Source organism: Pseudoalteromonas sp. MMG033 (genome assembly GCF_057197785.1).
On record NZ_CM170070.1, the window covers coordinates 674,141 to 687,320 of the forward strand.

The 13,180-nt window shown below is 43.4% G+C and carries 14 protein-coding genes; 3 read left to right on the forward strand and 11 right to left on the reverse strand.

The annotated features are described in order from the left end of the window. Positions 1-35: 35 nt before the first annotated feature. From rlmM to hemA, 11 genes are all read right to left on the reverse strand, one after another. Positions 36-1,121 (reverse strand): 23S rRNA (cytidine(2498)-2'-O)-methyltransferase RlmM, encoded by a 1,086-nt coding sequence (gene rlmM, locus AC2CZC_RS03185; protein ID WP_484583797.1) that lies wholly within the window; start codon positions 1,119-1,121, stop codon positions 36-38. A gap of 18 nt (positions 1,122-1,139) precedes the next feature. Next, complete coding sequence (locus AC2CZC_RS03190) at positions 1,140-1,508, reverse strand: DUF423 domain-containing protein (protein ID WP_063360584.1); 369 nt, start codon at positions 1,506-1,508, stop codon at positions 1,140-1,142. Further along, entirely contained in the window at positions 1,501-2,142 is a 642-nt protein-coding gene (locus AC2CZC_RS03195; protein WP_484583798.1) for an alpha/beta fold hydrolase, read from the reverse strand. The genes AC2CZC_RS03190 and AC2CZC_RS03195 overlap by 8 nt, the downstream gene beginning before the upstream one ends. 15 nt (positions 2,143-2,157) lie before the next feature. After that, complete coding sequence (locus AC2CZC_RS03200; RefSeq protein WP_063360586.1) at positions 2,158-3,051, reverse strand: transcriptional regulator GcvA; 894 nt, start codon at positions 3,049-3,051, stop codon at positions 2,158-2,160. 96 nt (positions 3,052-3,147) lie between these two features. Beyond that, a complete protein-coding gene (kdsA, locus tag AC2CZC_RS03205; RefSeq protein WP_484583799.1) occupies positions 3,148-3,999 on the reverse strand; it encodes a 3-deoxy-8-phosphooctulonate synthase in 852 nt (283 codons plus the stop codon). 342 nt (positions 4,000-4,341) lie between these two features. After that, positions 4,342-5,145, reverse strand: coding sequence for a tetratricopeptide repeat protein (locus tag AC2CZC_RS03210; protein WP_484583800.1), 804 nt, complete (start codon positions 5,143-5,145; stop codon positions 4,342-4,344). Positions 5,146-5,284: 139 nt separating this feature from the next. After that, positions 5,285-5,659 (reverse strand): SirB2 family protein, encoded by a 375-nt coding sequence (locus tag AC2CZC_RS03215; protein WP_237135938.1) that lies wholly within the window; start codon positions 5,657-5,659, stop codon positions 5,285-5,287. A gap of 7 nt (positions 5,660-5,666) precedes the next feature. Next, a complete protein-coding gene (locus AC2CZC_RS03220) occupies positions 5,667-7,214 on the reverse strand; it encodes a DUF3369 domain-containing protein (RefSeq protein ID WP_484583801.1) in 1,548 nt (515 codons plus the stop codon). 63 nt (positions 7,215-7,277) lie between these two features. Further along, on the reverse strand, positions 7,278-8,132 hold the full coding sequence (prmC, locus tag AC2CZC_RS03225; protein WP_484583802.1) for a peptide chain release factor N(5)-glutamine methyltransferase: 855 nt from the start codon (positions 8,130-8,132) through the stop codon (positions 7,278-7,280). Then, the gene (prfA, locus tag AC2CZC_RS03230) at positions 8,125-9,210 is read right to left on the reverse strand and encodes a peptide chain release factor 1 (protein ID WP_063360590.1); all 1,086 of its coding nucleotides are present in this window, start codon (positions 9,208-9,210) and stop codon (positions 8,125-8,127) included. The genes prmC and prfA overlap by 8 nt, the downstream gene beginning before the upstream one ends. Before the next feature lie 7 nt (positions 9,211-9,217). After that, the gene (hemA, locus tag AC2CZC_RS03235) at positions 9,218-10,474 is read right to left on the reverse strand and encodes a glutamyl-tRNA reductase (protein ID WP_484583803.1); all 1,257 of its coding nucleotides are present in this window, start codon (positions 10,472-10,474) and stop codon (positions 9,218-9,220) included. 83 nt (positions 10,475-10,557) lie between these two features. On the opposite strand from hemA, the gene lolB reads away from it, so the two are divergent. The 3 genes from lolB to AC2CZC_RS03250 all read left to right on the forward strand — a co-directional run bounded on the left by lolB (position 10,558) and on the right by AC2CZC_RS03250 (position 13,031). Next, positions 10,558-11,145 carry a lipoprotein insertase outer membrane protein LolB gene (gene lolB, locus AC2CZC_RS03240; protein ID WP_484583804.1) on the forward strand — a complete coding sequence of 196 codons (588 nt, stop codon included), beginning with the start codon at positions 10,558-10,560 and terminating at the stop codon, positions 11,143-11,145. Beyond that, entirely contained in the window at positions 11,145-11,999 is an 855-nt protein-coding gene (gene ispE, locus AC2CZC_RS03245; RefSeq protein WP_484583805.1) for a 4-(cytidine 5'-diphospho)-2-C-methyl-D-erythritol kinase, read from the forward strand. Before lolB ends, ispE begins: the two co-directional genes overlap by 1 nt. Before the next feature lie 84 nt (positions 12,000-12,083). Then, the gene (locus tag AC2CZC_RS03250; RefSeq protein ID WP_023397324.1) at positions 12,084-13,031 is read left to right on the forward strand and encodes a ribose-phosphate pyrophosphokinase; all 948 of its coding nucleotides are present in this window, start codon (positions 12,084-12,086) and stop codon (positions 13,029-13,031) included. Positions 13,032-13,180: the final 149 nt, after the last annotated feature.

The following is a 13,180-nucleotide window of genomic DNA, read 5'->3' on the forward strand; positions in this document are numbered from 1 at the left end:
GTTTAAGCCACATCCTTGTGGCTAAAAAATAACGATTAGCTATACAAATTTTGCGGGACTTTTAGAACCTGAATATGTACTGTGACTTCTTCGCGGTCATGATATAAATGTTTGGCTTGTAGCTTGTAACCGACATTGTAATGTGCCAGCTCATCATCAACTAGCTGCAAACATTCGTAGACACTATCGAAGCGCTTTTTCATTGGTAGTTTGAGGTTAAATATTAACTCTTTAACAAAGCCATTCACTATCCAATCGATCATCAATTGCGTTACTTTACTTGGTTTTTCAACCATGTCACACACTAACCAGTCGATGTTGCGCTTTTCTGGGCGGTATTTAAAGCCATCTTCTCGAAAGTGCTTTACTTGACCACTTTCCATCAATTTGTCGTTCATTGGGCCGTTATCAATGGCCGCGACAAACATACCGCGTCTCACTAGTTGATAGGTCCACCCTCCTGGACAAGCGCCTAAATCAACACCACGCATGCCTGGGCGGACACGATCTTCAGCCTGCTCTTTGGTTAAAAAGACATTGAATGCTTCATCTAATTTTAACGTCGAGCGGCTTGGACCATCTGCGGGCATTTTAAGCCTCGGGATCCCCATAAAAAATGGCGAGTTATTGTCGCTAAACGAATAGCCCACATAAGCCGTATCATTTGCTAAAAACAAAATATGCAGCACAGGCTTTTGCGGTTTCACGTTACGCGTTAGCTTATTTTGCTTCTCAAGGGATTTAGCCAATGGCGTCGAGATCTTTTTACAAAACTTCGACAACTCTTTGCCTTCGTTTGTATCAGGTGTTTCTACACGTAAATCTCCACACAGCGGGAAATCCGCGACACATTGCTTGATCTCGCCAACACGATCTTCAAGTGGCATGTTTGTCAGCAAAGTGCCGGCAAACCACTGTCTTGCAAATACCAAGCTTTTAAAATCGATTTGCTTAACCAAGCGCTCTGCTTCTTCTTTGGCATAACACTCAAAGGTCACAAACCCAGTATTTGGTTTGGCTTTGACGTACCCAGCAACGCCTTGTTGCATTGCATGGTGATTAATTTCAGCAGCCGCATCACTTTCAAAACCGCTACGACAGTAAATAACTACACTCGACATTGTTTCAATATTTCCAAATTAAAGAGGTTGCTTAGCGGCTTTAACAATCAGTATGAGCCAACCAATAATAAAACACACTCCACCGATAGGAGTGATAGGCCCTAGCCACTTTGCACCAGTCAGGGCCAATAGATATAAACTGCCACTAAATAGCAAAATACCCACTATAAAAGCAAAGCCTGCCCATTTAAGCTGCATGCCCCATTTTATCAACAGCGCCACAGCAATAAGGGCTAAACCATGTGTCATTTGATATTGTGCCGCCGTCTTAAAGATCCCCACAGCATAGTCACTCACATGGTGCTTCAGACCATGGGCAGCAAACGCCCCTAATGCCACTGACAACATGCAAAAGACACTGCCTGCTAATAAAAATAGTTTAGCCATGGCAAATATCTCGAATAAATTGCACAGTTTTTTGTGCCGCGGCGTCGCGATTTTGCGCCTCAGTTAAGCCACTCGCTTTACGTGGCTTCAATGAATGATCGCCATCAGGCAGCCAAAAATACTCAGGTGTTGCTTCTAGTTGCAGTGCGCTCACTTCGGTTTTATTCCCAAATGTGTCTCGCTCGCCCTGCAGCACTATAAACGGGCATGGAATATCACCAAAGTGTTCAACTCTTAACTTTTCAGGTTTGCCCGGTGGGTGAAATGGATAACCAAAAGCAATCACGCCTTTGACCTTAGCGGCTGTCTCACATGCCAGCATAGACGCCATACGTCCACCCATTGATTTACCGCCGATAAATATCGGTAACGCACTATCAAGCTGTGATAAAACCTGTTCGTAACGCGCTAGTAATTTGGGCGCTCTGTCCGGCGGACGCTTTTTGTTTTGTGCTTTAGCCGTAGCCATATATTCAAAGTCAAATAACGCAACATCAATGCCTTGCTCAGCGAGCTTAGCCGCCATATCTTGCATAAAGTCTGAATCACACCCTGCGCCTGCACCATGGGCAAATACAAACTGTGCCACAGGGTTCTGGGCTTTGTGCCATTCAATGACGACCTTATCACTCATAGTTAAAGTACCTTGTTATATTTGTTCTTGCTCAACCATGCTGAGCATCCAATCTTTAAACGACACGATTTTACCCAGTTCCGCCTGAGACTCTCGGCAAACAAGATAATATGCGTTTTTACTTTCTAAGCTATGGCTGAACGGAATAACCAAGCGCCCAGCATCCAGATCTGGTTTTGCCAACACACTATTACCCAATGCAATACCTTGGCCGTGCACAGCCGCTTGTAGCACCATCGATGAGTGGCTAAAAATAGGCCCTGTGTTAGCAGGTACATTTCGCACACCAGCAGTTTTGAGCCAGGACTTCCAAGAGCGACGAGAGGTATCATGCAACAGGTTATGGTTTGCCAAATCGCTAGGTTGATCAAGCGGCTTTGGTCCGTTAAGCAACAAAGGGCTACACAAAGGCACTAAATACTCTGTGTGTAATTTGTGAGTTTGCACGCCGCTCCAGTTGCCACGACCATAATAGATTGCCACATCAACGTCATCCGTCAGCGAGTTTTCATCTTGATCTTGGGCTTTGATCCGCACATCGATATCTGGGAATAACTCATTAAATTTACTTAACCTTGGCACCAGCCATTGTATTGCAAAGCTCGGTGTTAAGCTCACAGTGAGTGACCCTTTCGCGCCACGCGCTAGCAGTTTTTCAGTTGCATCAATAAGTTGTGAAAAGATGTCTTTTATATCTAAAAAGTACCCTTGCCCCTCTTCTGTCAGAAGCAAAGAACGATTTTTTCTGAGGAACAGCTTTAACCCCAAGTGTTCTTCAAGCGTTTTTATTTGGTGGCTGATAGCCGCTTGTGTCACGAATAATTCTTCAGCGGCTTTAGTAAAACTTAAGTGCCTGGCTGCTGCTTCAAACGCTTTTAAAGCATTCAGTGGTGGTAACCTTCTTGCCATAGCAGGACGCCTTTACATGTTGTTATATTGTATGTTGTTGTATCGTTGGGCAACCACCATCCTATGGTCACTGCCCGGCCTAACTAAATAGGCAAATTAAACGCTTGCGCTGGTATCTAGCGCATCAAAGCTTTTGATTAACTCGTCAACCGCTTTCATTTGCTTCAGGTAGCCTTCCAATTTATTTAAAGGCAGCGCGCACGGACCATCACATTTAGCGACATTTGGATCTGGGTGAGCTTCGATAAATAATCCAGCTAAGCCCAGCGCCATACCACTGCGTGCCAGCTCTGCCGCTTGTGCTCTACGCCCATCTGCTGAATCAGCACGACCACCTGGGCGCTGCAGCGCATGCGTCGCATCAAAAATGACTGGCGCCATGTGTTTCATATCATCCATACCCAGCATATCAACGACTAGGTTGTTGTAACCAAAGCTACTGCCTCGCTCGCATAAAATAACTTGGTCATTGCCCGCCTCATTCAGCTTTTTAATGATATGACGCATTTCATGCGGGGCTAAAAACTGTGGTTTTTTGACGTTAATGACAGAGCCGGTTTTTGCCATTGCAACCACTAAATCTGTTTGACGAGCAAGAAATGCTGGTAATTGGATCACATCTGCAACTTCGGCTACAGGTGCAGCTTGAAACGGTTCATGTACATCCGTGATCACAGGCACATTGAACGTCTTTTTTATTTCTTCAAAAATTTTTAATCCTTCTTCCATACCCGGACCACGGTACGAATTGATGGATGAGCGGTTAGCTTTATCAAAAGATGCTTTAAAAACATAAGGGATATTGAGCTTTGAGGTGACTTCAACATAATGCTCAGCAATTTGCATCGCTAAATCGCGTGATTCAAGTACATTCATACCGCCAAATAAAACAAACGGTTTATCGTTTGCAACTTCAATGTTTCCAACTTTTATAATCTGTGTATTCATATTTCAATCCAATTTAAACTGGTAAAAAGCAACCACGTAACTTAATTACCAAGCACACATATTGATATATGCTTTAAGGCCAACTTATTATGATAGTTCAGCATAGTACCTAATTGATCAACACGCTATTTATCGCTGTACACATCGCCATGCTAGATAGCGAATTTATAATGATACGTTGATATAGGCACTTAGTTCAGCCACAAGCAGTGATAAAGTCTTTAGAGCATATAGTCTTATGTGTAATTTGACTACTCGCGGTTAGTCGATAGTGAGATAAAACTTGCTGTTGTGTAAGCCCCAATACATTCAACTTATGAGGCTCTCATTCACACTTTATTGTTAATGCAATATGTTGTTGTGATCAGCAAGCTCTTCTATTTGATTCTGTATGATCTCAATGGTGGGGTCATCAGGGCATTCATCTACAAAATACTGTAGATCATCTTTGGCCATCTTAGGGCAATTAAGTTGATTCAATAAATACCCTCTATCTCGCCTTTCGTATGGGTCATCACCCAGCAGCTCCATCAGAAGCTCAACACAACTCAATGCATGGCTGAATTTCTCAGCAGCAATAAACGACCACTTTTGCTGGGCTAGATAAAGCTTGAACGCTTCATCCCCCATCACTAACTCTAATGGTTCTTGCTCTTTTTCGCCGTCATTTTCAGGGGTGATATACCAAGATTGCTGTCCAGAACTTGGATCTATGATGTAGCCTTCTTCACTACTTAACGCGATATGCACTACCACTTCATTTTGCATGAGGGCAACCGTGGCATTAAAGTCAGCGCGCTCTAGTAGATGTGCCAGTAAAATCGCCAATGCAGTGCTTGTACCGCTGCGCATTTTAAGCACATAGCCCACGTTATTTAATAAATACTCAGGAACCTTTTGGCCTGTGCCACTAAATAGCCATTTGGTGTAAAAAGTATCAAGTATTAAATCAATACGCTTGTGCGCATCTTTTTCCTTCACACGCATCTCATCAACCGCCAGTTCTAACTCAGCCAAGAGACATAGCGTTTGCTCGGTGTCGGCTTGCGCATCCCATCGCTGCTCTGCATAAATACTACGAAGCAATGGTGGCACGGTATAATCCATACCTAATTCTTGTTGTTCATCAAACCAAGTATCCGTCATAGACTGTACTGCAAACCCATGTGAAAATAATAAGCCGCTAGTGTAACACTTTTTAGTCCATACCCAAGGGGAAATTTTACTCACAGCCACGTAACTAGCAGGTTAGCTAGCCACATGACTTAGGCTTTATTAACCTAGATTAAAGAATGAAGGCGTTTTTTGTGCTCGCGAGGTAGCCGATGGCAAGTAGTGCAGCAGTGGCACCGATCAGCGCAGGAATTTGTTTTGACTTATGTTTTGATTTAGCGACCACAAAACCTAAGCCAATATACCCAACGACCAGTATTATTTTTTCCATCAGCCAAGGTTGAGATGATGGTTTCATGCCCAAGGTCACCGCCAAATAAACAGCAGAAACAAGTAATAATGTGTCTACGCCATGGCTGGTAATAAACAAAACTTTATTATTGGCCAATTTGCCCGTAGTTAAACGCGACACTGAACGCGTATAAAAAAGTACAATGCTTAGGACTGCAAACATCATATGAGTATGCTTTAAAAAAAGGTAATCCACATTCGCCTCACTGTTTGTCTGGGTAGCGCGCTAAAATGACTTCCAGATCGTCAATAATTTCGTTAAACACGGTGACTAATTTAGGGTCAAAATGTTTACCACTTTGATTATTAATCTCTTTGACCACTTCAGGTAAGTCCCATGCCTCTTTGTAACAACGGCGATGACGCAGCGCATCATATACATCGGCCATCGCTACAATGCGGCCGAACACGTGTATATCTTCCCCTTTAGTGCCTTTGGGGTAGCCTGTGCCATCCCACTTTTCATGATGGTCTCTGGCAATAAGTGCACCTGCGTTGACAATTTCGCGTTTGGAATCTCGCAACAACTGATAGCCCTTTTTAGCGTGACTTTGCATTACCGTCCATTCTTGCTCATCCAATTTGGCAGGCTTATTTAATATCGCATCTGGAATGCCCACTTTGCCGACATCATGAAGTGGCGAGGCAATGCGTACTAAATCTGCTTCTCGATTACCCAATCCATATCCAACAGCAAGTGCATGACAAATATGAGCTACACGTTTGACATGATTGCCAGACTCCGTTGAGCGCATCTCTAAAGCTTCACTTAGACGATAAACTAGCTCCTGCTGGGTATCTTCAATTTCCGCTTGTAACTGCACATTTTCGTAAGCCAGTTGTACATTTTGCGAGAATATTTCGATTAAATGCTTTTGCGTATCAGTTAAAAACTCAGGGATCCCAGAGACGAACAGCATAGATGCGTGATTATACTCACTTGAACAGTACGAGAATAAGTAATTGTCTTTGTAAACAATGCTTTTTTCATTCAGCGCCTTTTTACACGCTTGAATTTGCTCCTCATTTAAAACATCTTGAATGGGTTTGCCTTCACTCTTTGCAAACTCACCTCGGCCTGTAAACACCACTAAGTCTTCACTGCAAGTGTCTGGTTCATTACTGGCCACCAAAGACGTTGCATACATGGCTTCATCAACAGTACCCAATAATGAGGTAAGCTGTTGCATTACGCCTTCGATAAACTGCTCAATCGAGTGCGTTGCGAAAATATCGCGAGACGCTGTGATAATTTTTTCTAGACCTTGACGAGATTGATCAATTGATAAGATATCGCGATAAGAGCGCAAGCTAGACATCACCACAGTAAAGAGTTTCTGCGCTGTCAGTTCAGTTTTCGATTTATAGTCATTGATATCATAATTCACAATGACCTGTCTCTCTGGTGCTTGCCCTGGTTGTCCGGTTCTTAGGATGATGCGAATGTTATTATTCTTGGCAGTTTCGCGAATAAACTGAGCAACCTTTAAACCGGCATCATCGGTTTCCATCACCACATCAAGCAATACAATCGCTGCGTCAGGGTGATCAGTCACCACCTGCTTTGCTTCCTCTCCAGAATATGCACTGAGAAATTCAAGTTTCTTCTTTTGAAATTCGAAGTCACTTAACGCAAGTTTAGTGACAGCATGTACTTCAGGTTCATCATCCACAATGATAACTTTCCAAGTGCCACTTTGTTCTGTTTCTATGACATCAGTTGGCTCATCTGAAAACAAAAAATCATCCATAGAGAGTCCTTAACGCTTATTTGACGCGGGCTATAAATTAAAAATATTAATGCATTCAACGCATCACTCAGGCATCTGTGCCAAAGTTATTCTATCACAGCCTGCCATATCTTTTATTGTAAGTATATTGCGATAGTTCATTTGTGCAAAAATCTCTCTTACGCCCTCACCCTGCTCAAAGCCATGTTCTATCATAATAAAACCATCTGAACTTAGATATTCTCTTGCTTGTGAAGCAATATGGCGTATATCTGCGTAGCCATTTTCTTCAGAAACTAAAGCAGACAAGGGTTCAAAACGCACATCCCCTAGGGTTAAATGTACATCGTTGTTTTCGATATAAGGCGGATTACTGACAATCAAATCAAATTGCTGTTCTGGCACATTTGAAAACCAATCGCTTTGCGCAATAGTGACATTGTTCAATGCATGTCTTTGTTGATTGCGAGTTGCCAACGCCACAGCATCTTGTGAATAGTCCACTGCCCACACTTGCCAAGACGGCATTTCACTGGCCAATGACAGCGCAATGGCGCCAGTACCAGTACCTAGATCTAAAACCTTTGCGGTATGAGGCAATGCCAAGCCAAGGGCATACTCCACCAAGGTTTCTGTATCTGGCCTTGGAATTAAAGTGCTGTTGTTGACATAAAAGGGGAGACTCCAAAACTCACGCTCACCGGTAATATGCGCAACAGGTTCTCCTTCTAATCGCCTTGCGATGTGCGCTATAAAAACTTGATGATGTTCGTCAGATAACTCGGCTTCAGGCCAGGTAAATAAGTAACTACGGGGCTTATCGAGAATGTGTAGTAAGAGGACTTCGGCGTCAAGTTTTGGGGAATCAGAATGTTCAATTAGTTGCTGAGTTGCCCAAGCGATTGCTTGGGCATTGGAGATAGGGCTCACCTTAATCATCACCCATCGCAGCCAATAGGTCTGCTTGGTGCTCAAGAAGAAGCGGGTCAATAATCGCGCCTAGCTCACCACCAACTACTTCATTTAAACGGTATAAAGTTAAATTGATACGGTGATCCGTGATACGACCTTGAGGATAGTTATAAGTTCGAATGCGCTCAGAGCGGTCTCCACTACCCACTAAGTTGCGACGCTCGCTCGCCTCAGCCGCTTGACGTTTTTCGTCTTCAGCCTGCTGTAGTCGCGCACCGAGTACAGATAGCGCTTTAGCACGGTTTTTATGCTGAGAACGTTCATCCTGACATTCAACAACAACACCTGTTGGAATGTGAGTTATACGAATTGCCGAGTCTGTTTTGTTAACGTGCTGACCACCGGCACCTGACGCTCTAAAAGTATCAACCTTTAGATCTGAAGGGTTAATCTCAATGGCTTCCGCCTCAGGGATTTCAGCCATCACAGCAACAGTACATGCTGATGTATGAACACGACCTTGTGATTCTGTCTCTGGAACACGCTGTACACGGTGCGCGCCTGACTCAAACTTCAACTTGCCGTACACCCCATCACCTTTAATATTGGCAATGACTTCTTTATAACCGCCGTGTTCACCCTCGTTAGCGCTTACGACCTCTACTTGCCACTTTTGCGTTTCCGCGTAGCGGCTGTACATACGGAATAAGTCACCTGCAAAAATTGCGGCCTCATCACCTCCGGTACCTGCACGTACTTCTAGATAAACATTGTTATCGTCTTTTGGATCTTTTGGCAGCATCAATACTTGTAGTTGATCTTCTAACTCAACAATCGCCGCTTTGGCTTCTTTGTATTCTTCTTGCGCCATTTCACGCATATCAGGATCTGAATCCTTTAGCATCTCTTCTGCTGTAGCGACATCTTCTTGTGCTTGCTGATAAGCAGTAAATGTTTTTACAACATCTTCAAGCTCTGAGTACTCTTTAGAAAGTGCGCGAAAGCGGTTCTGATCGCCAATCACTTCTGGATCGCCTAGCATCGCCTCTACTTCTTCATGACGCTCGACTAGGGTTTCTAACTTACGATAGACAGACTCTTTCATCTAAATTTTATTCCTGTTCAATACCTAATGCCTGCTTAAGCACCATTAATCGCTCTGTATCCCCTTCTTTTGCAGCTTTTTGAATAGCATGCGTTGGGGCGTGAGTGAGCCGATTGGTTAGCTTATTTGCTAATTCAAGCAAGACTTTTTCTGAATCTTTACCCGATTGTAGCTGATTTACAGCCTTTTCCACGAGCTCTAATTTTATTTCTTGTGCTGATGTTCTGTACTGGCGAATAACATCAACCGATTTTAAAGAGCGCTGCCAATCTGCAAACTCTCTGGTTTTATCATCAATGATCGCCTGTGCTTGTGTTGCCGCCTGCTCGCGACTTGCGATGTTTTCATTAACAATGGCTTGTAAGTCATCAACCGTATATAAATAGGCAGCATCCAGTTCATTAACTTGGCTTTCAATGTCCCTTGGTACTGCAATATCAACAAACAACATAGGACGATACTTTCTTTGCTTTAACGCTTGTTCCACTACTCCTTTACCAATTATCGGTAAAGTACTTGCTGTAGAGCTTATCACGATATCCGCATGCTGTAATTCATCTGGTAGCTGAGCAAGAGAGATGACATCCCCGCCAATTTCCTCGGCAAGATTTTTAGCACGTTCAATCGTTCGGTTTGCAACGGTAATGTGCTGTGGGTGATGTTGAGACAAATGCTTAGCAACTAACTCTATGGTTTCACCCGCTCCGATCAACAGCACCTTTGTTTTATCCAGCTTGCCATAGATATGCTTTGCTAAATTCACCGCAGCATAAGCAACAGATACCGCACTGGCACCAATCTCTGTTTCCGTTCGCACTTGCTTTGCAACCGAAAAGGTTTTTTGAAATAAGCGCTCAAACATGGGCTGGATCACATGATGATGCTTAGAGCTATTATAAGCTTGCTTTATCTGGCCAAGAATTTGCGGTTCACCTAGCACCAATGAATCCAAACCGCATGCGACGCGCATTAAGTGGTTTACAGCATCTTGATTTTGATGAATATACACATTGTCCGCGAGCTCTTGTTGGGAGATATCATGGAAATTTGCCAACCAACTGAGAAGCGCTTGGGAATTAGCATTGTCGAGGCTACAATAGATTTCGGTACGGTTACAGGTAGACACAATCACAGATTCATGAAACTCTGTTAACTGATTGAGCTGCTCCAAAGCACGAGACAATTGCTCGGGTGAAAAAGCGACTTTTTCACGTAATTCGACGGAAGCGGTTTTGTGATTAATACCAAGTGCGATGATGGTCATAAATGCCAGTGTTGCCCAAGCCCTGCTTTAAAGCGGCCAATTTTACCAAAAATCAATCGAATATGGAAAGTAAGGAACCTCATTTGAAACAATTTCATTTGATTTTGCTCATGTTTTTTTTATTTCTAGGTGGCTGTGCGCAATCACCACGGCACCCAGTTCAGGGACAAGCAACACTAAATACCCTTGCCGAGTTCAATAAATGGCAAGCGCGTGGCAAAATTGCCTTCATAGCCCCCGACGACAGACAGTCAGTGAACTTTAATTGGCAATATACTGATAATAAGCAAACACTCACCTTAACCAGCTTTATCGGTACTCAAGTTTTAAAAATGATGGAACTTGATCAATATAGTGAACTGGTCGTAGATGGCAAGTCTTATACCGGACCAGAAAGCGCTGCACTTATTCATCGCGTCAGTGGTTGGCAATTACCTATCACACAAGCACCTAACTGGTTTACCGCAACACGCTTTGAAGCGGGTTTTGAGCTAGATGCCGCAGGTAATATTCAACAAGCAAGCTGGCAAGACGAACAAGGAAAAGTTTGGACAATCCAATATCAACGATATCGTAATTTCAACGGGCTAACACTGCCTGCAAGGCTGACACTGGTACATCAAGATATTACAATCAAAATTCAAATTAATGCATGGCAGTTCGACTCATAATGACCAAACTCACTTTAACAGCGCCCGCTAAGCTCAATCTTTTTTTACATATCAATAACCGCAGAGCAGATGGCTACCATGAATTGGAAAGTCTATTCACTATGCTCGACTTTGGTGACGAACTTAGTTTTGAGCTAATTGAAGAAGATGACATCCAAATAGAGGGGGATATCGCGGGGATCAATCATGAAGATAACCTCATTTATAAAGCTGCCAAAGCACTTTTACCCCATCGAACAGTAAAAAAAGGTGTAAACGTACATTTAACGAAACACTTACCTATGGGCGGAGGAGTGGGCGGTGGTTCTTCTGATGCAGCGACGACCCTACTTGCTTTAAACACGCTATGGGAATGTAACCTTACACTGCAAGCACTGGCAAAAATAGGATTGCAACTCGGTGCAGATGTCCCTGTATTTATTCATGGTAAAACCGCGCTAGCCCAAGGTGTTGGGGAAGTTTTAACCCAGTTTGATTATCCTGAAAAATGGTATTTGGTGGTCGCGCCAGGCGTCCATGTCAGTACCGTAAAAGTGTTCACCGATCCGGACTTACCACGCAGTACAGCCAAACTAAAAACGCCTTGGCAAATGGCAGATACACGCAATGACTGCGAAGAGTTAGTTAAAAAGCTTTACCCTGAGGTTGAAAAGACCCTGACGTGGTTGCTAAAATATGCGCCGTCAAGAATGACAGGAACTGGAAGTTGTTGTTTTGCAGTTTTTGATGACGAGCAAACAGCACTGCGTGTACTCCAGCAAATGCCGTCATCTTGGCAAGGCTTTGTAGCTAAAAGTGCAAGTGAGTCAATCACTCACAAACAATTAGCTACGTGGCTAAACAAAGAGAAGTAAATTAGTTTAAGTTAGCCTGTATCGACTGTGCTATTTTAGTCTTTGCATGTTAGTCCAAAAATTCAGTGCCTGAGGAACCCTACCGTGCCCGACATGAAGCTCTTCGCTGGTAACGCAACACCCGAGCTAGCTCAAAAAGTTGCAAAACGTTTATTTATTGAGTTAGGTGATGCCGTTGTAGGCCGTTTTAGTGACGGTGAGATCAGCGTTCAAATCAATGAAAATGTACGTGGTTCAGACGTCTTTATTATTCAATCAACTTGTGCACCAACAAACGATAACCTGATGGAGCTTATCGTTATGGTTGACGCACTACGTCGTGCTTCTGCTGGTCGTATCACAGCAGTAATCCCATATTTTGGTTATGCACGTCAAGACCGCCGCGTTCGTTCAGCACGTGTGCCTATTACTGCAAAAGTAGTAGCCGACTTCCTATCAAGTGTAGGTGTTGACCGCGTATTAACTGTGGATCTACATGCAGAACAAATCCAAGGCTTCTTCGATGTGCCAGTAGATAATGTATTTGGTAGCCCTGTACTTATCGAAGACATGAAAGAGCGTGATTTCGACGATGTCGTTGTTGTCTCACCAGACATTGGTGGCGTAGTACGTGCGCGTGCTATTGCAAAGCTACTTGACGACAAAGACCTTGCGATTATCGACAAGCGTCGCCCTCAAGCGAACGTATCACAAGTAATGCACATTATCGGTGACGTAGAAGGCCGTGACTGTATTATCGTTGACGATATGATTGATACAGGTGGCACTTTATGTAAAGCTGCTGCTGCACTGAAAGAGCATGGTGCTAAGCGTGTATTCGCTTATGCAACGCACCCAGTTTTATCTGGTAATGCTGCTGAGAACTTACGTAACTCAGTTATCGACGAAGTGATCGTAACAGACTCTATTCCATTGTCTGACGAGCTTCGCGCAATTGATAAGGTTAAAGTGTTAACCTTAGCTGATATGATGGCAGAAACTATTCGCCGTATCAGCAACGAAGAATCAATCTCGGCAATGTTTGAACACTAATTCATTGCAAGATTAAATAAAAAAGCACCGTTTGGTGCTTTTTTATTGCTCTAATGGTTTTAATCTAGCCATGATAGTGCTATATTAGCGCGCCTTTTTTACCTACTGGGCAGACAAAATTTGTCAGCTTGATAGGTATACGCCAGAAA

What these genes read in the sequence shown, in the direction of transcription:
- AC2CZC_RS03190 (WP_063360584.1), bottom strand. Translation starts at nt 1,508, where the DNA reads ATGGCTAAACTATTTTTATTAGCAGGCAGTGTCTTTTGCATGTTGTCA.
- ispE (WP_484583805.1), top strand. Translation starts at nt 11,145, where the DNA reads ATGACCAAACTCACTTTAACAGCGCCCGCTAAGCTCAATCTTTTTTTA.
- rlmM (WP_484583797.1), bottom strand. Translation starts at nt 1,121, where the DNA reads ATGTCGAGTGTAGTTATTTACTGTCGTAGCGGTTTTGAAAGTGATGCG.
- kdsA (WP_484583799.1), bottom strand. Translation starts at nt 3,999, where the DNA reads ATGAATACACAGATTATAAAAGTTGGAAACATTGAAGTTGCAAACGAT.
- AC2CZC_RS03195 (WP_484583798.1), bottom strand. Translation starts at nt 2,142, where the DNA reads ATGAGTGATAAGGTCGTCATTGAATGGCACAAAGCCCAGAACCCTGTG.
- prfA (WP_063360590.1), bottom strand. Translation starts at nt 9,210, where the DNA reads ATGAAAGAGTCTGTCTATCGTAAGTTAGAAACCCTAGTCGAGCGTCAT.
- AC2CZC_RS03220 (WP_484583801.1), bottom strand. Translation starts at nt 7,214, where the DNA reads ATGGATGATTTTTTGTTTTCAGATGAGCCAACTGATGTCATAGAAACA.
- hemA (WP_484583803.1), bottom strand. Translation starts at nt 10,474, where the DNA reads ATGACCATCATCGCACTTGGTATTAATCACAAAACCGCTTCCGTCGAA.
- AC2CZC_RS03200 (WP_063360586.1), bottom strand. Translation starts at nt 3,051, where the DNA reads ATGGCAAGAAGGTTACCACCACTGAATGCTTTAAAAGCGTTTGAAGCA.
- prmC (WP_484583802.1), bottom strand. Translation starts at nt 8,132, where the DNA reads ATGATTAAGGTGAGCCCTATCTCCAATGCCCAAGCAATCGCTTGGGCA.
- AC2CZC_RS03210 (WP_484583800.1), bottom strand. Translation starts at nt 5,145, where the DNA reads ATGACGGATACTTGGTTTGATGAACAACAAGAATTAGGTATGGATTAT.